This window comes from Nitrosomonas limosa, assembly GCF_054188085.1.
This window is the reverse complement of record NZ_CM135180.1, coordinates 2487574-2512135: the sequence shown is the minus strand read 5'-3', so window position 1 is coordinate 2512135 and position 24562 is coordinate 2487574. Positions and strand designations below refer to the sequence as shown.

At 47.0% G+C, this 24562-nt stretch carries 16 protein-coding genes; all 16 read right to left on the bottom strand.

Translation table 11 applies throughout. The features are described 5' to 3' along the window. Window positions 1-121: 121 nt before the first annotated feature. Window positions 122-1111, bottom strand: a complete 990-nt coding sequence (locus tag ACV7NC_RS11625; protein WP_458152738.1) for a diacylglycerol/lipid kinase family protein — start codon at window positions 1109-1111, stop codon at window positions 122-124. Between the two features lie 13 nt (window positions 1112-1124). Next, entirely contained in the window at window positions 1125-2168 is a 1044-nt protein-coding gene (locus tag ACV7NC_RS11620; RefSeq protein ID WP_458152737.1) for an MJ1255/VC2487 family glycosyltransferase, read from the bottom strand. A gap of 135 nt (window positions 2169-2303) precedes the next feature. Further along, the gene (locus ACV7NC_RS11615) at window positions 2304-3233 is read right to left on the bottom strand and encodes a patatin-like phospholipase family protein (RefSeq protein WP_458152736.1); all 930 of its coding nucleotides are present in this window, start codon (window positions 3231-3233) and stop codon (window positions 2304-2306) included. After that, window positions 3211-4020 carry a UDP-2,3-diacylglucosamine diphosphatase gene (locus ACV7NC_RS11610; protein ID WP_458152735.1) on the bottom strand — a complete coding sequence of 270 codons (810 nt, stop codon included), beginning with the start codon at window positions 4018-4020 and terminating at the stop codon, window positions 3211-3213. The genes ACV7NC_RS11615 and ACV7NC_RS11610 overlap by 23 nt, the downstream gene beginning before the upstream one ends. Window positions 4021-4120: 100 nt before the next feature. Further along, entirely contained in the window at window positions 4121-4840 is a 720-nt protein-coding gene (locus tag ACV7NC_RS11605; protein WP_458152734.1) for a DUF2971 domain-containing protein, read from the bottom strand. Window positions 4841-4897: 57 nt separating this feature from the next. Beyond that, the gene (locus ACV7NC_RS11600) at window positions 4898-5440 is read right to left on the bottom strand and encodes an MltR family transcriptional regulator (RefSeq protein ID WP_458152733.1); all 543 of its coding nucleotides are present in this window, start codon (window positions 5438-5440) and stop codon (window positions 4898-4900) included. 53 nt (window positions 5441-5493) lie between these two features. Further along, the gene (thrC, locus tag ACV7NC_RS11595) at window positions 5494-6906 is read right to left on the bottom strand and encodes a threonine synthase (RefSeq protein WP_458152732.1); all 1413 of its coding nucleotides are present in this window, start codon (window positions 6904-6906) and stop codon (window positions 5494-5496) included. 91 nt (window positions 6907-6997) lie between these two features. Continuing rightward, window positions 6998-8311 carry a homoserine dehydrogenase gene (locus ACV7NC_RS11590; protein WP_458152731.1) on the bottom strand — a complete coding sequence of 438 codons (1314 nt, stop codon included), beginning with the start codon at window positions 8309-8311 and terminating at the stop codon, window positions 6998-7000. Between the two features lie 131 nt (window positions 8312-8442). Further along, entirely contained in the window at window positions 8443-9672 is a 1230-nt protein-coding gene (locus ACV7NC_RS11585) for a pyridoxal phosphate-dependent aminotransferase (RefSeq protein WP_458152730.1), read from the bottom strand. A gap of 184 nt (window positions 9673-9856) precedes the next feature. Then, on the bottom strand, window positions 9857-11362 hold the full coding sequence (locus ACV7NC_RS11580) for a DEAD/DEAH box helicase (RefSeq protein ID WP_458152729.1): 1506 nt from the start codon (window positions 11360-11362) through the stop codon (window positions 9857-9859). A 187-nt stretch (window positions 11363-11549) separates the two neighbouring features. Further along, window positions 11550-12242: a NapC/NirT family cytochrome c gene (locus tag ACV7NC_RS11575; RefSeq protein ID WP_458151913.1), complete on the bottom strand. Its 693-nt coding sequence runs from the start codon at window positions 12240-12242 to the stop codon at window positions 11550-11552. Further along, window positions 12242-12955, bottom strand: coding sequence for a cytochrome c-550 CycA (gene cycA / locus ACV7NC_RS11570; protein ID WP_458151914.1), 714 nt, complete (start codon window positions 12953-12955; stop codon window positions 12242-12244). Before cycA ends, ACV7NC_RS11575 begins: the two co-directional genes overlap by 1 nt. 160 nt (window positions 12956-13115) lie before the next feature. Further along, on the bottom strand, window positions 13116-14153 hold the full coding sequence (haoB, locus tag ACV7NC_RS11565) for a hydroxylamine oxidation protein HaoB (protein WP_458151915.1): 1038 nt from the start codon (window positions 14151-14153) through the stop codon (window positions 13116-13118). Beyond that, complete coding sequence (locus tag ACV7NC_RS11560; RefSeq protein ID WP_458151916.1) at window positions 14150-15865, bottom strand: multiheme c-type cytochrome; 1716 nt, start codon at window positions 15863-15865, stop codon at window positions 14150-14152. The genes haoB and ACV7NC_RS11560 overlap by 4 nt, the downstream gene beginning before the upstream one ends. 185 nt (window positions 15866-16050) lie before the next feature. Further along, a complete protein-coding gene (gene rpoC, locus ACV7NC_RS11555) occupies window positions 16051-20253 on the bottom strand; it encodes a DNA-directed RNA polymerase subunit beta' (protein ID WP_458152728.1) in 4203 nt (1400 codons plus the stop codon). 96 nt (window positions 20254-20349) lie between these two features. Beyond that, a complete protein-coding gene (rpoB, locus tag ACV7NC_RS11550) occupies window positions 20350-24423 on the bottom strand; it encodes a DNA-directed RNA polymerase subunit beta (RefSeq protein ID WP_458152727.1) in 4074 nt (1357 codons plus the stop codon). Window positions 24424-24562 lie beyond the last annotated feature (139 nt).

Here is a 24562-nt window from a genome sequence, read left to right as displayed (position 1 = left end):
AACCGGATTGTTCACAATCGCAGTTTTAGTCTCAAGAAATTAAGATTACTCACCCTACACGTCGCTTCCTTCCGTAACGAAAAAGCCAGTATTCAGCGACCTTCAGACCGGTTGACTGCATTCACCCCAAGCGCGAAGGCAGTAGCACCCGGATCGGGCGGGAACTGATGGCAAACTCGATAGTACTTTCAGCCTCGATATCCCGATTCCGGAAATAATCGCCATCCACCTGTAACGGATAGGATTGTTCATGCAAAGTGCAAGCGATATGTTTGCCGGAATAGTATTGCATCGGCAGATTGGCAGGTTTGCGTTGTAAGATTTTCAGCGCCTTGATCAGTTCATGCTGATGCCGCGCGCCCGGTAAAAAACCGGCTACCAGTTCATTTCTCGAAGGATTGGCACTCGGCACCAGTTGTAAATTTCTGGCGTATGCCGAGCTATTGGCTACGATGAGATAACCGGATTGATGATCGATAACGGTTTGCCCGTCCACTTGCACGGAGACCTTCGGATGATGCAGCGAACACAACGCTTTCAAGCCGTGCCAAAGATAAATCGAATCGTTTAATGGGCCTTTGCGTTTGCCAATGTTTTTGACGGTTAACGAATCCAGACCCATCGAAGCCATATGAAAGAAAGGCTTGCTGCCTTTAATTCCTTGGCCGCTGATCAAGCCATAATATTGCTGTATACAGGAGCCAGCAGCAATCGCCTGCAAAAGATCACCGGCATTGGCGCTCATGTCATAAGAGCGGGCAAACAATGACTCATTGCCGCCGGGAATAGCATAAATCGGCATATCGGTTTTATCGATCAGATTCAGCAATTTTCTAACCGTACCATCACCGCCGACAACCACAATCAGATCATTTTCCGAGATCTTGTCAACAATACGCGAATATCCCTTGGTTTTTTTCTCGGATGGCAAAATCTCCACAACTTTATCCTGACGAATCAGTTCTTTCGCCAGCTCAGCCGCTGTTGCTTCAGTATTTCCGGCACTGGAAATCGGATTGAAAATAATCAGGATTTTTTGTGGCGTTGGAATCTTGATGACCAATGGACTCGATTGAAATAATAAATTCTCATTTATCAAAGAAAGCGACATAGCACAAAAGTATCTAAGCAAGATCCACTGGAATTATTTTGACTTCCGACCAAATCTGATGACACCAGGACTGATCGATCGGCGGCATCCCGGCTTTAATCCACTCCACCAAATGCTTGGCGGTATTGGGAAAAGTCACGCGGAGCGCTTTGTTGATATAGAGCCATTCCTCAATAATCGCCGCATCGACTGTCTGCATCGTATGCCCATAGCCCAACGCCTTCAAGGCAGCCGCATTGGATGCCTGTTCCATTTGCGCATGTACGGGTTTTACCAGAATTTTCTTGCCTAACTGCAACGATTCGCTCGCCAATTCAAATCCTGCATTACAAATAATACCGGCGCAATCCGCCAGATCTTTTTGAAATCCGGTGAGTGATAAGGGCTTGCAGAAAATATGTGCAAAAGGCGACGGGATCACCTCCGGCGAATAAATATGAAACTCGAAATCTTTAAAGCGCGAGAAAAGCTTGATGATATGTGGCTGATTTTCGAACGGTAAATAAACGACAATCTTGTTTTTGCGCAGTTGCTCCGCATTAAAAGGCGTTTCTATCACGGGCGGCAGCAGCGGTTGATCGAAATGATGCCAATGCAGACCGATACCTAAATCGACCGGCGCGAATTTTTTTAATACCAACTCGGACATCGGATCGCTACCGGCGCGCGGTATGGCGTATTGAAACGCGTATTGGTGGCTGAAACCAACGGTTTTCTTACCTTGCCGTCTCGCCGACCAAGAAGTAACCGGCTCGAAGTCGCAAATCACCAGATCGTAGCGGCTCAAATCCAGTGCGCGGATATCCTTCAGAAACCGCAGCGGCTTTGACTGAAGTACAGTCCTCAGATGATTGATCTTGCCGTTATTGGTACTGAAGGTTAGTCCTTCACGCCACTGATGGCCATTAAAAACTTCCATATCGAAGAACTTATCTTGCGGTCTCCCGGTAAATTGATACGTCACCTCCAGATCAGCCGCCCGGAATTCCTTCGCCATAATCCGTCCGCGCGTAATATGGCCATTACCTGTTCCTTGAATACCGTAAAAAATTTTCATTATGTCATTTCAGATCAGAGTTAATTATTCTAGAAATTATGAAGACGAGAAATTCTAGCGGCCCTGCATGACAATCCAATGACCGATTGTTGGCAACCGCATGACAATTGGGTTGCAATCACACGACCCAGCCATTTAGTACGCGTTGTTCAACCACTGCTGGATTTGCGCCCGGTGCCGGTGAAACCATGACACACCGATATCCAGCGCTTTCCGCTGAATTGCCGGATCCTTGGCCGAATCCATGTGATCCGGCATGTTGTAATCCTGCAAGTAGCCATTGATATACAGCATCTGATCGCCAAGCACTTGCATCGTATTATTGGCATTGGAAATCATCTTCTCGCGAAGAATCAACGAGGCGATACCCGATGCGGACCATTGCAGCCCGCCATAGCGGCAGGCTTTTAGGCCATCCAACGCAAATCTGCGCCAGCCGGATCCGATCGAAAGCATTCTGACGCCGGCGTCCGGCCAGTTTTTCTGCGCATGCAAATAAGCGCTCAACCCGGGATTATTCATCCCGACTCCGCCATCGATGCGCCAATCGCCGTCTTGTAACCGGACCGGTGCATAAAACGAAGGCGCTGCGGTACAAGCATCCGCAATCTCATGCAACAAAAAATCCGGTTGCACGAAATTGGTAAAAACCTCCAGGGAATCGCGGCTCAGATTGAAACAAGGGATAAAAAGCGGTTTCTCTAGCGAGGAAAGCCTGCAATCTTGCAGTTCCGTTTGCAGCACTTTTCTTTTAGGCTCACTTTGAAACTTTGGACGTAGCTGCAATCTGCTGAGAAAACGGCTCATGCCATGCTCAATCATCATTTCCTGCAGCAGCCGATCTTTGACAATTTTGTGAACGAGTGCTTCGGCGCTGGTTTTTTGACCTAAAATCAAACAAGCGATCAACCCGCCGGAGGAAGAGCCCGCAATCATATCGAACCGCTCATAAGTCGATACGCCGCTGTCTTGTTCCAAACACGCCAACACGCTCAGCTGTATCAGCAGATGGCTGCCGCCGCCGTCCAGACTCAGCAAGAATCTAGGCGGCTTCTCTGCTGGCAAGCAACTGTTCCTGCACTAAATTCTGGTATTGTTCAAAGCGTTCGTTCCAGAATACGAGTTCAAGCGAACCATCCGAATGTTCCAGCAGCGTCGAGCAGCTTTCCACCCAATCACCATCGTTACAGTATAGAACCGAGTTGATTTCCCGCAATTCGGCATGATGAATGTGGCCGCACACCACGCCATCGACACCCCGTTCCTTGGCAAGATGCGCCAGCGCGTCTTCAAAACTGCTGATGTAACTGACCGCATTTTTTACTTTCAACTTCAGGTACGCCGATAGCGACCAATAGGAATAGCCGAAGAATTTGCGCAAACCGTTCAAATAATGGCTCAGATCCAGCAACGTGTCATACGCGACATTGCCGAGCTTTGCCAGCCATCGGCTATGTTTGACGATCATATCGAATTCGTCGCCGTGCATCACCAGCAGTTTTCTGCCGTCCGTGGTGGTATGCACGTAATCCTGATGGATCTCGACATTACCGAAAACATGGCCGACGCAATCACGTAACGCTTCATCATGATTTCCCGGCACATAAATCACTTTGGTGCCGTGCTTGGCTTTCCCCAGAATGGAGCGGATCACATTGGTATGCTGCTGCGGCCAGTAAGGCGTTTTTTTGATGCTCCAGAAATCGACGATATCGCCAACCAGAAAAAGATAATCGGTTTCCACCGAATGCAAGAAATGCAACAATGCTTCCGCCTGGCAACCGTGGAAACCGAGGTGCACATCGGAAATCCACACACTTCTAACTTTGATCGGCGCTTTATCTGTCATCATGAATGCCCTTATAGGATATTGATGACACGGAAGTTTAGAGCGGTATTGTTAAGCGCATTTGAACAGTTGATGAAATATTCATGAACATTTGATGAAGCGATCAGACCCTGAAGCAGCAAGCGGAGAACGATCGCACGCCATTGACCGGATAAGTTTCACCGGCAACGATTTGAAAAGACGATACATCCAATCGGGTATCCTGTACCGGCAACGTATCGACCGCCAGTAGTTCAGTCGCAATATCCCCAGCATTCAAATCGCAGCGGACGCCGCGGATCAATCCAATCAGCTTCAACGCATCCACGCCAAACGATTCCAGACTCAACGATTCAAAATAGACTTTTTTGCCTTTGGAGTCGATTTGGCAGAAATGATCGTGCAGGTGGCACATCATTCGAATTTCTCTTTCATAACCCCAGCTTGAGAATTTTGTCGAGATTAATTGATTCAAGTCAGATTCTTCAAAACTACAGCGTTTACGTGCGGCATCAACATCCAACTTGAAGCGTTCAGGCTGATAATTGATGGCAATAGCTTTATCGTCGGGAATTTCAAACACCAACACAACACCGCGATGCCCATCTGCATAATGACTCCACAACACCGGATCCTGATATTGTTCTGAAAAACAAATCACACCATAGTGCTCGTTCGCCTGATTTTTGAATGTTTCCAATTTGGTTTGAGTATCGCTATCGGAAAAATCGGCAGCACAAAATTCAAACGGATCATTCAGTTCATTGATGCGCGAAATTTTCAAACGGCGGTCACGCAAGGCTTTGAGTGCGAATTCGGAAGACATGAAGTGGTAGACGATCATGAAGAATTGCTTGAAAAAATTATGTCATTGTCCACGGATTATGCAAGTTTGTTCGGGTTAATTACTACCTACTTTTTCGATACGTTTTACTCCAAGTGCTATCGATAAAAGATGTTGGCTAATAAGTACGGCATTCATAACAAAGCGAGTACGAGCATCGTCGAGTTGTCCTGGTTTAAACATCAATTCGCCATTATCCATATCCCAGCGTTCTAGGGTTTCGGCATACTTGAGAGAGGCACATATTTGGGAAATATCTGCCACATCAAAGTCCAGCATAATGTGATGATGTGCAAATTGGTTTCTTAATCCCGCCAACACCAGAAGATCCTGATAGATACGCTTAGATATCAACCCTAATGCATAGCAGATATCAGAGCGGGCAGAAAATGAGCCAAGCGCCCCACTACGTACATCCAGCAGCTTTGCTGACACGCCGCTTTGAATCAGATGTTTTTCTAATATCGCACCAAGACAAGCATCAAGATAAGCACAAGATACAACAACTACTGAAAAATCCGGTTCATTATTTAGAACATCATAGAATTTTTGAGTGTCAGCAGATAATGCTTCGATCGGAAGTATTGCGCGCTTTGTCATTGACCAGAGTATTCAATCACAATGAATAAACATTCAACCAGAAATCCATAGATTTACGTCTCGCAGTGCTCATCAATATACGCCTTCACCGCCGCCATATCCGCATCCTTCACCACAAACCGTTGCGGCAAGCTCTCCAGATTCTCGAAACCTGCCGGGCGTTCCGGTTCGCGGCCGATGGCTTCCTGGATGCTCTCGGCGAATTTCACCGGCAATGCGGTTTCCAGGCAAATCAGCGGCACGCCGGTTTCGCGGTGCGCTTGGCCGACTTTGAGGCCGTCGGCGGTGTGCGTGTCGACCAGTATCTGATAGCGTTGGTAGATGTCGCGGATGGTACTGATGCGCGCTGCGTGGTTGCTGCTGCCGGAGATGAAGCCGTAATCTTTGATTCTCGCGAACAGCGCCGTTTGCGATAGATCGAAAGGCTGGCCTTTGTCGACCGCCGACCAGAGTTCCTTGACTTGTTGCGCGTTGCGTCCGGTCAGGTCGAAGATGAAGCGCTCGAAATTGGATGCTTTGGAAATATCCATTGACGGGCTGCTGGTGTGCTGGGTTTCGGTGGTGGTACGCGGACGGTACACGCCGGTGCGGAAAAATTCGTCGAGCACGTCGTTTTCGTTGGTTGCGAGGATCAAGCGCTTGATCGGCAATCCCATCATGCGAGCGACATGCCCGGCGCAGATATTGCCGAAATTGCCGGATGGCACTGCAAACGACACCTGTTCGTCGTTGCTTTTGGTCGCGGCGAAATAGCCTTTGAAGTAATACACCACTTGCGCGACGATGCGCGCCCAGTTGATCGAGTTGACGGTGCCGATGCGGTGCGCTTCTTTGTAAGCATGATCGTTGCTGACCGCTTTGACGATGTCCTGGCAGTCGTCGAACACGCCGCGAATGGCGATGTTGAATATGTTTTTGTCTTGCAGTGAAAACATTTGCGCGGTCTGGAAACGGCTCATCTTGCCGAGCGGCGACAGCATGAACACGCGGATGCCGCGTTTACCGCGCATCGCGTATTCGGCGCTGGAGCCGGTATCGCCCGAGGTCGCTCCGAGGATGTTCAATTCGTCGCCGGTTTTGTCCAGTTGATACTGAAACAGGTTGCCGAGCAATTGCATCGCGATGTCCTTGAACGCCAGTGTCGGGCCATTCGACAATCCCAGGATATGCAGTCCCGGCTCCAGCGTTTTCAATGGTGTAATATCCGGCGTGCCGAATACCTCAGCGGTGTAAGTCTGGTTGATAATGCTACGCAAATCATCCGCCGGAATGTCGTCGATAAAGCGCGACAGGATCTCAAAAGCCAGTGCCGGATAGCTCAATCCCCGCCAGGCAGCGAGTTCCGCTGCGGTAATTTGAGGATACGTTTCCGGAATCGCCAGACCGCCGTCCGGCGCCAGTCCGCTCAACAGAATTTCAGAAAAAGGCTTGGGTGGCATACCGCCGCGGGTTGAAATATAACGCATGGTTTGTCTCTTCAGATTATGCAGCAGCGAGAGGCCGGGGATACGGCAAATACCATCGATGCAGTTTGCCGCGTTGTCGCCGGTTCCCACATTAATTATTCAGTTCTTCGATACGCAAGCGGAATACTTTGCCGGTAACAACCGGCAGCGCTTCGATGCGGCTGATGGCTGCATTGATGTTTTTCTCAATCGTCAAATGCGTCAGCATAATGACGCTGACTTGTTCGGATTCGTCGCTCGCTTCTTTTTGCAGCAATGCACTGATCGAAATATTCTGTTCCGCGACGATGCGGGTGATTTCCGCCATCACGCCGGGCTTATCAACAACTTGGATACGCAGATAGTAAGCGGTTTCGACTTCGTCCATCGGAATGACTGGTGTGTCGGACAGCAAATCCGGCTGGAACGACAACGGCGGCACGCGGTGTTTCGGATCGGCGGTGTGCAGGCGCGTGATATCGACCAGATCGGCAATCACAGAACTCGCGGTCGGTTCCGAACCCGCACCAGCGCCGTAATACAATGTCGCGCCAACTGCATCGCCTTTGACCACAATCGCATTCATCACGCCTTCGACATTGGCGATCAAACGCTTCATCGGTATCAATGTCGGATGCACACGCAATTCGATGCCTTTCTCGACACGCCTGGTAATGCCGAGCAGTTTAATGCGATAACCGAGTTCTTCGGCGTAGCGGATGTCTTCGCCGGTCAGCTTGGTAATGCCTTCAATGTAAACCTTACTGAATTGCACCGGAATACCGAACGCAATCGCCGACATCAACGTAATTTTGTGCGCGGCGTCGATGCCTTCGATATCGTAGGTCGGATCGGCTTCGGCATAACCGAGTTTCTGCGCTTGCGCCAGCACTTGATCGAACGGCAAGCCTTTATCGCGCATTTCCGACAGGATGAAGTTTGACGTGCCGTTGATGATGCCCGCAACCCAGGTAATACGGTTGGCGGTCAATCCTTCACGCAACGCTTTGATGATCGGAATACCGCCAGCTACCGCCGCTTCAAAAGCAACAATGACGCCTTTGGCGCGCGCAGCCGCGAAAATCTCGGTGCCGTGATTGGCCAGTAATGCCTTGTTCGCGGTCACCACGTGCTTGCCGTTAGCGATCGCTTCCAGAATCAGTTCCTTGGCAATGGTCTGACCGCCGATTAATTCGACGACGATGTCGATTTCCGGATTCCGGGTCACTTCGTGACCATCGCCAGTGACGATGACGCCGGTATCGGCCAGGCTGCGCGCCCTTTCCAAGTTAGTATCGGCAATCATTTTGACGACAATTCCCCGGCCTGCGCGACGCGCGATTTCTTCTTGATTGCGTTTTAAAACGGTGTAGGTTCCGCCACCGACGGTTCCAACGCCCAATAAACCTATTTGTATCGGATTCATAATGTTGTATCGTAAAAAAACTGAAAATGATGCGGTACCGAATTATAAGCGAGAAATAGAATTAGTGCCCGGTTAGCACCAAAACTTACCTCGCGAACCTGTGAAAGTGGAGAAAGCTGGATGAAAGCCGGCTAATTGGTACCGTGACGTTTGCGGTAACGTTGCAGGAAATGCGCGATGCGTCCGATTGCTTCGGTCAAATCGTCGGTGTTGGGCAGAAATACGACGCGGAAATGATCCGGATGTTTCCAGTTGAAACCGGTGCCTTGCACTAGCAACACTTTTTCTTCCAGCAGCAAATCGAGTACCAATTGTTGATCGTCTGACACCGGATAAATTTCCGGATCTAACCTTGGAAACAGATACAACGCCGACTTCGGCTTGACGCACGTCACACCCGGAATTTCGGTCAACAGTTGCCACGCTACATCGCGTTGTTTCATCAACCGGCCGGTCGGCATGGTCAAATCGTAAATGCTTTGATACCCGCCGAGCGCGGTTTGAATACCGAATTGCGACGGCACATTGGCACAGAGCCGCATCGAAGCGAGCATATTCAACCCGGCAATGTAATCGCGCGCGTGCGTTTTTTCTCCGGATACCACCGCCCAGCCGGAACGGAAACCTGCAGCACGGTAATTTTTCGACAACCCGTTAAACGTGATGAACAATACATCGTCAGCCAATGAAGCAATCGACGTATGCGCCGCGTCTTCGTAGAGAATCTTGTCGTAAATTTCATCGGCATAGATGATTAACTGATGCTGGCGAGCGATCTCGATGATGTCGAGCAACAGTTCTTTCGGATACAGCGCACCGGTTGGATTGTTCGGATTGATGATAACGATGGCGCGCGTTCTCGAATTGATTTTGGCGCGAATGTCATCCAGATCCGGCAGCCAACCATTTGCTTCGTTGCATTCATAATGCCGCGCGACGCCCCCCGAAAGTACCACCGCCGCCGTCCATAACGGATAATCCGGCATCGGGATCAACACTTCATCACCGTTATCGAGCAATGCTTGCATCGTTAACACCACCAGCTCGGATACGCCGTTGCCGATAAAAATATCGTCGAGCTGCACATTTTTGATTTGCTTTTCCTGCGTGTAATGCATGATCGCTTTGCGTGCGGCAAACAAACCTTTGGAATCGCAATAGCCTGATGCATCGGACAAATTGCGAATGACATCCTGCAAAATTTCTTCCGGTACATCAAAGCCAAAAGTCGCCGGATTGCCGATGTTGAGCTTGATAATGTGATGACCTTCTTCTTCCATTTGCTTGGCGCGTTCCATTACCGGACCACGGATGTCATAACATACATTGGTAAGTTTGCTGGATTTTAGAATTGGACGCATGGTAATAGCATGAACCGCAGAGAAAAATTACTGGCTGTAAAACTTGGCATTATATACGCTAACTCTGTTATTCCACATCGAAACACACAGATCTTTCTCCTCAAATTCTTTTTATGCGATCCTATTCTGAGAAAAGCAGAATCGCACTCCGGGTTATCTTGGGAGAAAACTGAACACTGTTGGATTAATCCACTTTATTTCTAATTGCAGGAGAAATGAACAGAGCCGGTATTGGTTTTCTTGGATGTTGCCGATGCGCTGCTTTTTGTACCTTTCCATCACCGCCAGCTAATACTGAGTCGATATCCGGATAACTTGAAACATAAGGTTCTGTGAATAACGGATCGATAATTTTGTTGGTTTTGTTCTTTCGATTGGTATTCCTTGTGGTTTGCCCTTTATTGAGTCGCACCACGTTTTCAATGCTTTTCACTGAAGTTAAATCGTTTTTATTGCGGCGTGCACCGGATTTGTTCTTCTGGCCAGTTACTGCGGTTTTATCATTAGAATCCAGCGATTGTATTAAGTCTGATTCATCTCTTCTATTCACTTGTTCGACTTTCAGCTTAAATCCGATAAGTTTCTCAATGCTCACAACCAGCTTACTTTCTTCCCTGCTAACTAATGAAATGGCGGTTCCTTTTCTTCCGGCCCGACCAGTGCGTCCGATCCGATGGACATAATCTTCCGGATTACCTGGCAATTCAAAATTAATCACGTGCGTCAGCTCTTCAATGTCTAATCCCCTGGCCGCGACGTCCGTCGCTACGAGTACGCGAACCACGCCTTGTTTAAATTCTTCCAGTGCTTTGGTTCGTTGCAACTGATTTCTATCTCCGTGAATCGCAGCACATGTTATGTCTCGACGGCATAACTGTTGTGCCAGCCGATCGGCGCTGTGTTTGGTTCTTGTAAATACCAATACTTGTTGCAATGCTTGTTGTGAGATTAACTCTACCAGGAATTCCTGTTTTCTCTTGCTATCAATGTGATATAGGACGTGAGAAATCAAATCGCTCACTGAATTCTGTTTCGCGACTTCTATCGTTACAGGATCAATTAAAATTTTACTCGCGAGTTTCTTAATTTCTTCAGAAAATGTTGCAGAAAACATCAAGTTCTGGCGCTTCTCCGGTAATAATTCAATTATTTGCTTGATATCTGGCAAGAACCCCATATCCAACATCCGGTCTGCCTCGTCTAATACAAATATCTCTACTTTTGAAAGTACTAGGTTTTTTTGCTGGAGATGATCCATTAACCTTCCCGGTGTCGCCACCAAGATCTCTACACCTGATCGGAGCTCTTCTATTTGCGCGTCAATATTGACACCACCGTAAATCACAGCGGATTTGAGCAAGGAATATTTTCCGTACGTCTTAACGCTTTCGTAGACTTGTATCGCAAGTTCCCTGGTTGGTACCAGAATCAATACTCGAACCGGGTGTCGTGCTGGCGAAGTGCTGCTATTCGCATGAATCTCCAATCTTTGCAGCATCGGTAAAGTAAAACTTGCGGTTTTACCCGTTCCCGTCTGTGCTGCACCCATTACATCTTTACCTGCTAGTATCACCGGAATTGCTTGTGTCTGAATTGCCGTCGGTGTTGTATAACCTTCTTCGGAAACAGCGCGCAACAAATTAGTCGCCAGATCAAGCTGCTCAAAAGATTCAATTTTATTACTACTCATATTTTACGAATGTTTTACCTTTTTTAGTTTTATGTTCTTATTTACATAGATTTACTTCGATTTCAAAACGAAAAGAACCCGTACAAACTAAATTTGTACGGGTTCTTTGATAGAAGAACTGTTCTCACTCAGATTCTTTGTTACGCTGAATGACGATTGAATCAAAACTTAGACGATAGTCGACCACTTACTCCTCATCTTCCTCATCTTCTTCATCACCTTGGGATTCAGCCTCGCTTGCACTCGCTCCAGCCTCTCCCTCGTCTTCATCTTCTTCGTCTTCCTCGTCTCCACCTTCATCACTGTCTTCATCTTTCATCAGTACCATCTTGCCCGCAGCTAAACTCGCATTCAAGTCCGTCTTCGCTACTTCTTCATGTACCAAATTCTGATGACAGTCTATGCACGTCGCGCCTTCCGTCTTCAGCTTCTTATGCGCTTCCTGTGCATCCGCTCCCGGTGGATTTGGGTCTTTATGACAATCCCTGCATGTCACGCTGTCCCATTTCTTCAGATTCATCCGCGCATCATGCGCCATGATCAACCGCCGTTCGTTAAACTTCTCCAGCGTCGAGTAGTCGTTGATCAGTTCCAAGTACAATTCACGCGCTCCATCCACCGCATGGGTGTATAACGCTAAGTGGAAGTTCTTGAAACCTTGCGGTATATGACAGTCTTTACAGCCAGGATTCACGCCCAACGCGCCATAGTGCGTCGATTGCTTCAGTTCCGTCTGTGTGTAGGTCATCGAGTGACAGCTGGTACAGAATTCTTCAGTCGAGAGCGCTGCTTCTCCACCAAATACCACCGCTACCAGCAATATCCCGAGTAACCCGCCTGTCAGTAGCGTCCCTATCGCTCCTTTTTGTATCCCTGTCATTACTCTTTCCCTTTACCTTTTTTGTCTGCTGTCTTTTCCTTGGCGCTCGCTTGGAATTCATCGTGATACTTGAATTTCGGTTCGCCTACGAAGGTGCCATCCAGCTTGTAGTGTTCGTGCATCGCTTTGACGTCTTTGACCATCTTGTCAAAGTCAAATTTGTATTTCGCGTCTACTTCCGGTGTGAACGGTGTATACGGGGCTTTCGCGCCTTTCCACGGTGAACCTTCGTAGTTTAAGTGACAGGCTGCGCAGGCTTCTTCAAAATGAAAGTCTTGTCCTTTGTCTGCAACCACTTTACGCTGTGTGGTGGTACCTTTGCTTTCAAATGCCTGGCCTGCTTTGCGATGATCCCCACGGTAGTTCTTGCCGCCACCATGACAGGATTCACAGCCAACTGCCGCGAGTGGCTTTTTCGCCGCTTCAATGGTGTAGCCGCCTTTCTTGCCCCAACCGTCAACGTGACAGCCTACGCAGTCTTTATCTTGGGTGTAGTCTTTGTCCGGATCCAATTTCGCTTTGATCTTGGCTTCTTTGCGAGTGCCAGGCTTTAATGATTCCATCGCCTTGGCGTGTGCCGTGTCTTTCCATGATTTCGCTTGCGATTTGTGGCAGGAGCTGCATTTGGTGCGTCCTTCAAAATCAGCATGTGCTGCGCTGGAAAAAAATACCGCTGCCATTATTGACAGTATGTATACGATCGGGTGTTTCATCCTTCCTCCTTTATGCTTTTTTAATCCAATTCCGATGGCTTCGTATTGTACGCTATCGTCCGTTTGTGTAAATGACTATGTGGCTGCTTTGCGCCTTTTTGTTGTGCCTGTGTTGTACTTTCTTTGAGTTCTTCCGGCTTCTTCGAGTTCTTTATTCTTTCTACGGCAGCTTGTATACCCAGTAGCCGCCTTGTTGATAGATCAGTTGCGCCAGCTCCAGTTCTGTCGGTGCCTGCTTGTCTACAAACGGCAGCATTCTGGCCAGTAGCGTTTGGCTGCTCTTTTCGTCGCTCAGGAAGAATACTCTGATTTCATTGTCCGACACCGATTGCAGGGTGTAGGTGTCAAAGTTGTTTTCCTTTACTTGCACTTTCATTTGATTGATCAGGCCGTGCATGTTGCCTGTCATCGGGAAGTTTTGATAGGCTACCCCTATTTCGTCCGGGTACATGAGTCCCAGTTTGTAGAGGTCGGTTACGTGCACTATCAGGTAGGTTTCCCGGTCCGATCCTATCAGTTGCCGCAGTTGTTTGATGCCTTCTTCCGCAGGTGACGCCAGGGCATGGCTGAATCGTTTGAAACTTTCCAGTTCTTTGGCGTCGGGTTTGCTTTCCCAGAATTGCTTTTCATACGCGCGTATCGCTTCACTTTGTTCCAGCCATGGAACCGGTATCATCAGCGGTTCGTTCAGGTGGTTGGTAAAGAAAGTGTCGCGTCCGGTGAGCAGTTTGATTTGCCGCGAGGTGTCCCACCAGGAGAGTATCAGTGCGTCTTTCGGTGCATATTTGTTGATCGCGGTCGCCAGTATCGTTAGTTCCGATGGCTTGCGGTCAAAGTTATAGAGTACTTCGTTGGTGCTGTTCTTCCAGTAAATCAATACTGGCGGTCCATCGCTTTGTTTGGCTACGATAAATTCCGCGATCGGTTTGTCTACGCCTTCCGCTTTGACTTTGTATTCGCTGAGCTTCAGCCCGGACCAGTCATCCAGTCCCATTTTGCTGAATTTCTGTGTCTGCGCGTCGCTTTCTTCAACCAGTTGGTATTGATAGGGGGCCGGAATCGGTTTAAACCAAAGATACGCAAACCAGCCCAGTAAAAGCAAACCTCCCGTCACCAGGAGTATCCCTAATGACGGGAGCAGCTTGTCTCCCGATCGCACTACCGGGGTAGTGCGATCTGTCGTATCAGCGCCTATCAAGCTTCGCTTTGCTTACGTCTGCGCCAGCCTGCTAATGCCAGTGTTCCGGCTAGTAGCATGCCACCACCTAAACCGCCCAGAGAGATTTTCTCTGCTGTGCCGTCCAAGTCGAGTAAGCTGGTTTTCTTGGTTTCAAGATTTTTAACACGTTCTTGCAGTGCAACCATTTCACGGATGCGGGTGTTTTCGTCTTGAATTTCAACGTAGGCACGGTTGATCGGACCCCAGCCTTCGGTGTAAGTCCAGCCGCCCGGGTTAACGTGTGCTAAGCCTACGTGCATTTTAGCCAGGTCGTTTTCGTGCATTTCCAGTACTTTCAGCTCGATCGCTGCCGGGCTGTTGCCTTTCGACCAGAACAGTTGCGCAAAGTAGGCATAGCCTTCTTTTTCCGGTGCTGGTGGTGCAGGACGGTTGGTTTTTTGTCCTGTCAACAGGCCTTCTTTATACAGTTGATGTACGATTGCGTTGGCTTCTTGATATTTCGCCAGTCCTTCCAGGGTGCCTTTGTCCATCAGTTCCAGGTAAGAACGTGCAAAACGCTCGGAGTGGCATTGGGTACAGGTAACTACCCATGAGTCCAAACGCGCTTCCGACCATTCGCTTCTGATGTTTTCCGCAATACCGGGTACAAACGGGTAGTTCGCCCAGCGGATCTTTCTCACCATGTTATGGCTGTATTCGCCTTCGTATTCCATGTGACAGCCCGCACAGGTCGGTGCGTTTTGTCCACCTACTGCGTAGGCGTCTTTCAGCGGCGCTTCCCAGTTCCATTTGTCGCCCAGCATCGATACCATCTTGCCGTGCTTGGACATTGAGTACGCTTCCCAGTTGTTGTGGTCTACACCGCTGTGGCAGGTAGCACAGGCTTCCGGTTTGCGGGATTCCGCTGCCGAGAATTCGTGACGGGTATGGCAGGAGTCGCATTTGTTTTGGTTGGTGTGGCACATCGAGCAGCCTTCCGCTACTTCACGTTGTGGCATCGCCGCCCATACCGTGGTTTCTACGTTGGCTTTGTAGTCCAGCGCGTGCGATGGACGTCCATCCGGCCATTGTCCGTGCGGCCATATCATCGTGTCTCTTTCCGATTCACGTTCGACAAATTCCGCCAAGTGACAGGTTCCGCATACGTCGGCTGTCGGCATGATGATGTCTTTGGTGTGATCCGCTTTTTTCTTCGCGTTCGGTTCTACGTGGCAGTCAATACACCCTACTTCTTTCAGGTTCTCGCCTTCCGCCAGTTTGCCCATCGAGCGCAAGTTCTTTTCTACTTCTTCTAACTTCGCTTTCTTGTAAAATGTCGGGTCGCTCGGTTTTAAATTACGTACCTTGTCCAAATTCGCATGGGTGCTGCGCTTCCATGCTTGTACCCATACCGGCGATTCGTCCGTGTGACATTCTACGCATTCCTTGCGGCTCGCTATCTCTTTGTTCGTGGTCGGCGATTTGTAAAATGTCGCTGGGTCCAAATAGATTCCATACGGTATCGGTTCCCAGTATTGCGCCAGTGTCCCGCGCCCAGCCCCTTGCTCAGGATCCTTGTAACGCTTCACTACCGCTTCATATAATTCCTTCGGCGATACCTTCTCACGATCCAGCTTCAGCGCTTCGTAAAGCTCGTTCGGTACCGTCGGTATGTTGCCCGCTTGTAATCCCCCTCCTAGCAAAAGCCCTAACATCAGCGCCCCGCTCTTCAGCCATCTCTTGGCATTCATCTCTCTCTCCTTTGGTTTTCCATTTTCTTCTCCTATTCTTCCAATCTTCTTATTGTTCTTAACCTGTCCCTACTTCTTCCTTCCTTACTCCATACCCTTCCCAGGGTCCGCCGACTAGACTACTCAGTCAGATAGCCACTGTCAAGATTTTTAGCCAAAACTAATCGAACTCAATTAAAAAACTTCTAAACCGCGCTATCAATTGATACATTCGATTCGAATCCAAATTCCACAGTTTTAATTTGACTCTTACGTTTACTATGGAACGTCAATCCTGTACCTGCTGGGACTAGCCTACCAACAATCACATTCTCTTTCAGTCCGCGTAATTCGTCCTTTTTACCCATGATTGCGGCTTCAGTTAAGACACGAGTTGTTTCCTGGAATGAAGCGGCTGAAATAAACGAATCCGTAGAGAGTGATGCTTTTGTGATACCGAGCAACATAAATTCATAGGTAGCTGGCAATTTCTTTTCGGCTATCAATCGCTCGTTTTCTATTAGTAAATCTGCGCGTTCTACCTGCTCACCCGTGATAAACGATGAATCTCCGGGACTAACGACTTGTACACGCCTCAACATTTGGCGCACGATAACTTCAATATGTTTATCGTTAATTCTAACACCCTGAAGTCTATAGACATCCTGAACTTCGTCAGTGATGTACCTGGCTAACGCTTCTACCCCTTGTAACCTTAAGATGTCCCGCGGATCCGCAGGTCCGTCAACGATGATTTCGCCTTTATTCACAACTTGCCCATCATGCGCCATTACGTGCTTATCTTTCGGAATCAAGTATTCGTGCGTTACTCCTTCAAGATCAGTAATTATTAGACGTTGCTTACCCTTGGTATCTTTTCCGAAGGAAACTATTCCAGTTACTTCTGCCAGCATGCCCGCATCTTTTGGTGATCTTGCTTCAAACAGTTCTGCAACGCGAGGTAAACCACCTGTGATATCTCTTGTTTTAGAAGTTTCCTGAGGAATCCGAGCCAATACCTCACCGACACTTACTTGCTGCCCGTCCCTGACCGTAATAATACAACCAATCTGGAAAGTAATACTTACGGGTTGATTGCTGCCAACCATTTTGATTTCATTACCGTCATCATCCAGAAATTTTACCAATGGCCGCAACCCTTTCGACTGAGTAACACCGCGACGTTTCGGATCGATAACCACCAATGTGGATAAACCGGTTACCTCGTCAATTTGTTTAGCGACGGTAACTCCTTCCTCCACATTCTCGAAACGAACTTTACCGGCATACTCAGTAATAATCGGACGAGTATGCGGATCCCACGTTGTCAATATTTGACCCGCTTTAACTGTTTCACCATTGCGAACTAGCAGTGTTGCTCCATAAGAAGCTTTATGTCTCTCACGTTCACGACCATTTTCATCTTGGATAATGATCTCGCCGCTTCGCGAAATGGCAATCAATTCATTTTGAGCATTGGTTACATAACGCATCGTCGATGAATAATGCACCGTTCCACTGGATTTACTCTCAACTTGACTAACTACCGCAGTCCTTGATGCAGCTCCACCAATGTGGAAAGTACGCATCGTTAATTGCGTGCCGGGCTCGCCGATCGATTGCGCCGCTATAACACCAACTGCTTCACCGACATTAACTGGAGTGCCTCGCCCAAGATCCCGGCCATAGCATTTTGCGCACAATCCATAGCGTGTTTCACATGTCAGCGGTGTACGGACCTTCACTTCATCAATACCAAGCGTTTCGATCAACTCGACGGCATCTTCATCAAGTAAAACACCTGCTGAAAAAACGACTTCCTGGTTTTCAGGATTGATCACATCACTCGCTACTACCCGACCAAGTATCCTTTCTCGCAAAGCTTCAATAATCTCACCACCTTCGACAAGCGCTTTCATGACAACGCCATTACCGGTGTCACAGTCATCTTCTGTTACGACCAAGTCCTGGGTAACGTCGACTAGACGTCTTGTCAAGTAACCTGAGTTAGCGGTCTTAAGCGCAGTATCCGCCAAACCCTTACGTGCACCATGCGTCGAAATAAAATACTGCAAAACATTGAGACCCTCACGGAAATTAGCAGTTATCGGCGTTTCAATGATCGATCCATCTGGTTTTGCCATTAATCCGCGCATACCCGACAATTGACGTATCTGCGCTGCTGAACCGCGCGCCCCGGAATCGGCCATCATATAAATTGAATTAAATGATTCTTGAGTCAGCTGTTTACCATCTCCTCCGAGTTGTACTTCGCCACTCACCCGATTAATCACCGGCTCTACCCCCAGTTGATTCATCATAGCCTTAGCCACTTGATCACCTGCACGCCCCCAGATATCGACGACTTTGTTATAGCGTTCACCCTGCGTTACCAAACCAGAAGTATATTGACCTTCAATTTCTTTAACTTCTTTCTCAGCTGCGGCGATAATTTCTCCCTTCTGAGTCGGTACTAGCATATCGTCAGCACAAATTGAGATGCCGGCTCTTGTTGCATAACTAAAACCAGCATACATCAATTTATCTGCGAAAATAACGGTCTCACGCAGACCGCAACGTCTAAAACTGGCATTAATAAGTTTCGAAATCTCTTTTTTCTTAAGGGTCTTATTAAGCAATGAGAACGGCAAACCAGGAGGAAAAATTTCAAATAATAATGTCCGTCCTACGGTCGTCTCATAGCGTGTAATTTTTTCATAACGTTCGCCTTCGGCATTCGTATCGTATTCTTTGATTCTAACTGTGATTTTCGCATTCAATTCGACATTCCTACTTTCATAGGCGCGCGAGACTTCACTAAAATTCTGGAAAAGCATTCCCTCACCGCGCGCACCCACTTTCTCACGCGTTAAATAATACAATCCCAATACAATATCTTGCGACGGGACAATGATTGGTTCTCCGTTTGCCGGAGATAACACATTATTTGTCGACATCATTAGCGTGCGGCATTCCATTTGCGCTTCCAACGAAAGCGGCACATGAACGGCCATTTGATCACCGTCAAAGTCTGCATTAAATGCCGCGCACACTAGCGGATGCAATTGAATTGCTTTACCTTCAACCAGAACTGGCTCGAAAGCCTGAATGCCCAGCCGATGGAGAGTCGGTGCCCTATTTAGCATAACCGGATGTTCGCGAATTACATCTTCAAGTATATCCCACACCACCGGACTCTCGTTTTCTACTTCACGTTTCGCAGCTTTTATGGTACTGGCGATTCCCATAATTTCGAGCTTATTAAAAATAAACGGCTTGAATAATTCCAGTGCCATTTTCTTGGGTAATCCACACTGGTGAAGTTTCAACTGTGGCCCCACAACAATAACAGAGCGCCCAGAATAATCAACACGTTTACCAAGCAGATTCTGACGAAAACGACCGCCCTTTCCTTTGATCATATCCGCGAGGGATTTAAGCGCACGCTTATTGGCCCCAGTCATCGCTTTACCCCTGCGACCATTATCCAATAATGAATCAACTGCCTCTTGCAACATACGTTTTTCATTGCGTACGATGATCTCAGGCGCTTTTAATTCAAGCAACCGCTTCAACCGGTTATTCCGATTGATCACGCGTCTGTATAAATCATTCAAATCCGAAGTCGCAAACCTTCCACCATCCAAAGGAACCAAAGGGCGCAGATCTGGCGGCAACACTGGTAAAACCGTCAATATCATCCACTGCGGTTTAATTCCGGATTTATTGAAAGCTTCAAGCAATTTTAAACGTTTCGAGATTTTCTTAATCTTTGTTTCAGAACCGGTTGCATCCATCTCGCGCCGAAGATTCTCGATTTCGGCAGGAATATCGAGATTACTCAACAAATCACGAATCCCTTCCGCACCCATACTGGCACTAAAATCATCCCCGTATTCTTCAGTTTTGATCAAATAATCTTCTTCAGTAAGTAACTGACAGCGTGTCAAAGGTGTCAGACCAGGGTCGGTGACGACATATGCTTCAAAATAGAGAACCCTTTCGATATCCCGGAGCGTCATGTCCAATACCATACCCAAACGGGATGGCAACGATTTCAAGAACCAGATATGTGATACGGGTGATGCCAATTCTATATGACCCATCCGCTCCCGACGTACTTTCGATAATGTCACTTCTACGCCACATTTTTCGCAAATTACGCCGCGGTGTTTCAGGCGTTTATATTTTCCACACAGGCATTCATAATCCTTGACGGGTCCAAAAATCTTGGCACAGAACAATCCGTCTCGTTCTGGCTTAAATGTACGGTAATTGATAGTTTCTGGTTTTTTGACTTCTCCATACGACCACGAACGAATTTTTTCTGGAGAAGCAAGCCCGATCTTGATGGCATCAAACTCTTCTTTATAGGTAACTTGTTTAAATAAATCTAGCAGTGCTTTCATTCGTCACTCCTGTAATATTCAGGGGGCTATCAACTCATAATTAAAAGACATGAACAGCCGGTTAAGGCTTAAATCTATTTTCTGAATTCAGAAATTTCAATGTTGTTCAAGATCGATATCCATTCCCAGTGAACGTATCTCTTTTACCAATACATTAAATGATTCTGGCATTCCAGCATCAATCTTATGATCACCTTTCACTATGCTTTCATACACTTTGGTACGACCGGTTACATCATCCGATTTCACTGTCAGCATTTCTTGTAGCGTATAAGCTGCACCATATGCTTCCAGCGCCCAAACTTCCATCTCGCCAAAGCGCTGACCGCCAAATTGAGCTTTACCACCCAGTGGTTGTTGTGTCACTAAACTATAAGGGCCTGTCGAACGGGCATGCATCTTATCATCGACTAAATGATGCAATTTCAGGACATGCATATATCCAACCGTCACCGGACGATCAAATGCTTCCCCGGTACGTCCATCATACAATGTGACTTGCCCCGATCTGGGTAGCCCCGCCAGTTCCAGCATATTTTTAATCTCATCCTCAGTTGCTCCATCAAATACTGGCGTAGCAAATGGAACACCTTCAGTTAAATTGCTTGCCAATGATAGGATTTCGTCATCTGACAATTCTGACAAATCTTCTCTCTTACCACTCGCATTATAAATTTTATCCAGAAAATCTCTTATTTCGCTCGCATTTCGTTGCGATTTAAGCATTTCATCGATTTTCTTACCTAACCCTTTTGCTGCCCATCCTAAATGAACTTCAAGAATTTGACCGACATTCATCCTAGAAGGGACACCCAGTGGATTTAACACCACGTCTACAGGCGTTCCATCCGCCATATAAGGCATGTCTTCCAGTGGCACAATCTTGGATATCACGCCTTTATTTCCATGTCTTCCAGCCATTTTGTCACCAGGCTGCAACCGCCGTTTGACAGCGATATAAATCTTGACCATTTTCTGAACACCCGGTGCAAGCTCATCACCTTGAGTAAGTTTCTTCTTCTTCTCATCAAAAGCAGCATCAAATGCTTTTCGTTTCTGAGCCATGCTCTCTCGTACTTGCTCAAGCTGAATACTTGCATCCTCATCGGATAGTCTAATATCAAACCAATAGTGCGGATCCATACTTTTTAAGTACTCAGTGGTAACTTCTTTTCCTTTTCCGAGCTTATTCGGTCCTCCCGTTGCAACTTTCCCGACTAATAAGCGTTCTAGTCTCTCAAATGCATCCTCTTCCACAATACGCATCTGATCAGCTAAATCTTTTTTATAGCGGACCAACTCATCGTCGATAATCCTTTGAGCGCGCTTATCACGTTCAATACCTTCTCTGGTGAATACTTGCACGTCGATCACCGTCCCTGAAATTCCAGACGGAACCCGCAATGAAGTATCTTTTACATCAGATGCTTTCTCGCCAAAAATTGCGCGTAATAATTTTTCCTCAGGAGTTAATTGTGTTTCTCCTTTCGGTGTGACTTTACCGACCAAAACATCGCCTGCTTCAACTTCTGCGCCGATATAAACAATACCTGATTCATCTAGCCGGCTCAGTTGATGTTCGGATAAGTTGGGTATGTCAGCGGTTATTTCTTCAGTCCCCAATTTAGTGTCCCGGCTAACGACTGACAACTCCTCGATATGTATAGAGGTAAAACGATCTTCCGCAACAACCCTTTCAGAAATCAAAATTGAATCTTCAAAGTTGTAACCATTCCACGGCATAAAGGCTACTAGCATATTTTGCCCCAAAGCCAGTTCACCCATATCGGTGGAAGCTCCATCCGCAATTACATCATCCCTGCTGATACTATCTCCCACCTTCACCAACGGACGTTGATTAATATTGGTATTTTGATTCGAGCGCGTGTATTTAATCAGGTTATAAATGTCAACACCGACCTCGCCGACACGGGTTTCGGCATCATGTACACGAACTACGATCCGGCTTGCATCTACATAATCTACGATCCCGCCACGCTTAGCTCTTACAGTAGTGCCAGAATGTACTGCCACTACCCGTTCAATCCCAGTTCCTACGAGCGGCTTCTCGGGTCGCAAGCATGGCACTGCCTGCCGTTGCATATTGGATCCCATCAAGGCGCGGTTTGCATCATCATGTTCCAGAAAAGGAATCAGTGAAGCTGCAACAGATACGATCTGAGCGGGCGCAACGTCTACATATTCAATTCGATCAGGAGATGAAAGTGTAAATTCATTCTTGTGCCGACAAGAAACGATTTCACTAATTAACCGATTATCCTGATCCAATTCAGCATTAGCTTGCGCAATCATATAATTACCTTCCTCAATCGCTGAAAGATAATCAATTTCTTCGGTTACCCTGCCATTTTTTACCTTGCTGTACGGCGTCTCAATAAATCCATACTCATTGGTTCGCGCATATAAAGCCAACGAATTTATCAATCCAATATTTGGGCCTTCGGGTGTCTCAATAGGGCATACGCGACCATAATGTGTAGGATGCACATCTCGCACTTCAAATCCGGCCCTTTCTCTAGTCAAACCGCCCGGTCCTAGCGCCGAAATACGCCGTTTATGTGTAACTTCAGAGAGCGGATTTGTTTGATCCATAAACTGAGATAATTGGCTTGATCCAAAAAATTCACGAGCAGCCGCCGATACCGGTTTGGCATTTATCAAATCGTGCGGCATTAGATTCTCTGATTCTGCTTGACTCAGGCGTTCTTTCACAGCACGCTCTACTCGAACTAAACCTGCTCTGAACTGATTTTCAGCTAATTCTCCCACCGAACGCACACGCCGATTTCCAAGATGATCGATATCGTCAATTTCTCCTCGGCCATTCCGCAATTCGACTAGAATTTTAATCACCGCAATAATATCTTCATTGGAAAGCGTCTGTTCTCCAGTAAGCTCAGCTCTACCCACCCTGCGGTTAAATTTCATCCTGCCTACGACTGATAAATCATATCGCTCTGGTGAATAAAACAATCCAAAAAATAACGCCTTAACAGCTTCTTCAGTTGGAGGCTCTCCGGGTCGCATCATACGATATATGGCAACCTGTGCATTCATTTCATCAGTTGTTTCATCAATTTTTAACGTCTGCGAAATATAGGCGCCATGATTCAGATCATTCACGTACAACGTATTGATCTTACTGATATTAGCATTTCTCAACTTAACCAAGCTTTCTTCAGTAATTTCGTCGTTGGCTAAAGCTATAATCTCTCCCGTTTCTTTATCAACTATATTCTGAGCAAGGATTCTTCCTAACAAAAATTCTTCGGGAACATCCAATTGATCAATTTTAGCTTCCTGCATCTCCCGAATATGTTTGGCAGTTATACGTTTATCCTTCTGAACAATTAGCTTTTTATTCTTGGTGAGGATATCAAAACTCGCCACTTCGCCACGCAAGCGTTCGGGAACTAACTCAAACTGGATAGATTTATCAGTGAAATGGAACGTGTCAAATATAAAAAACTCTTGTAATATTTGCTCTGCAGTGCAACCGATAGCCTTTAACAAGATTGTAACTGGCATTTTACGACGGCGATCTATTCTAAAAAATAAACAATCCTTAGGATCAAATTCGAAATCCAGCCAGGATCCCCGATAAGGAATAATTCTTGCTGAAAATAAAAGCTTTCCTGAAGAGTGGGTTTTGCCGCGATCATGTTCAAAAAATACACCGGGTGAGCGATGCAGCTGCGAAACTATCACACGCTCCGTTCCATTTATGACAAACGATCCCGTCTCCGTCATTAAAGGAATTTCACCCATATAAACTTCTTGTTCCTTGACTTCCTTGACAGTCGGTTTGGATGTTTCCTTATCCATAATCGTCAATCTTACTCGCGCCCGCAACGGCGATGCGTAGGTCAATCCACGCTGTTGACATTCCTTCACATCAAAGACCGGAGTTCCTAACTCATAACTTATGAAGTCCAATCGTGCATTCTTAGTGTGGCTTTCAATGGGAAATATTGAATTAAAAGCTGCCTGCAATCCGTAATTTAAACGTTTGCTGGGTACCACATTCTCTTGTAAAAATGTGGCATAAGATTCGAGCTGAGTAGCGAGAAGAAAAGGAATCGGTAAGACGCTTGCTCGTTTAGCAAAACTTTTACGAATACGTTTTTTCTCTGTGAACGAATAGCTCATGAATTATCTCCGAGAGAAGAAGATAGCGGTTCGAGGGGGTAAGGCTAAATAATTTTAAATTATTTAAGGCCCGCTTCTACATATCAACTCAATTTATAAAAATACCAAAGGCTGGTGGCTTAAATTGCACACCAGCCCG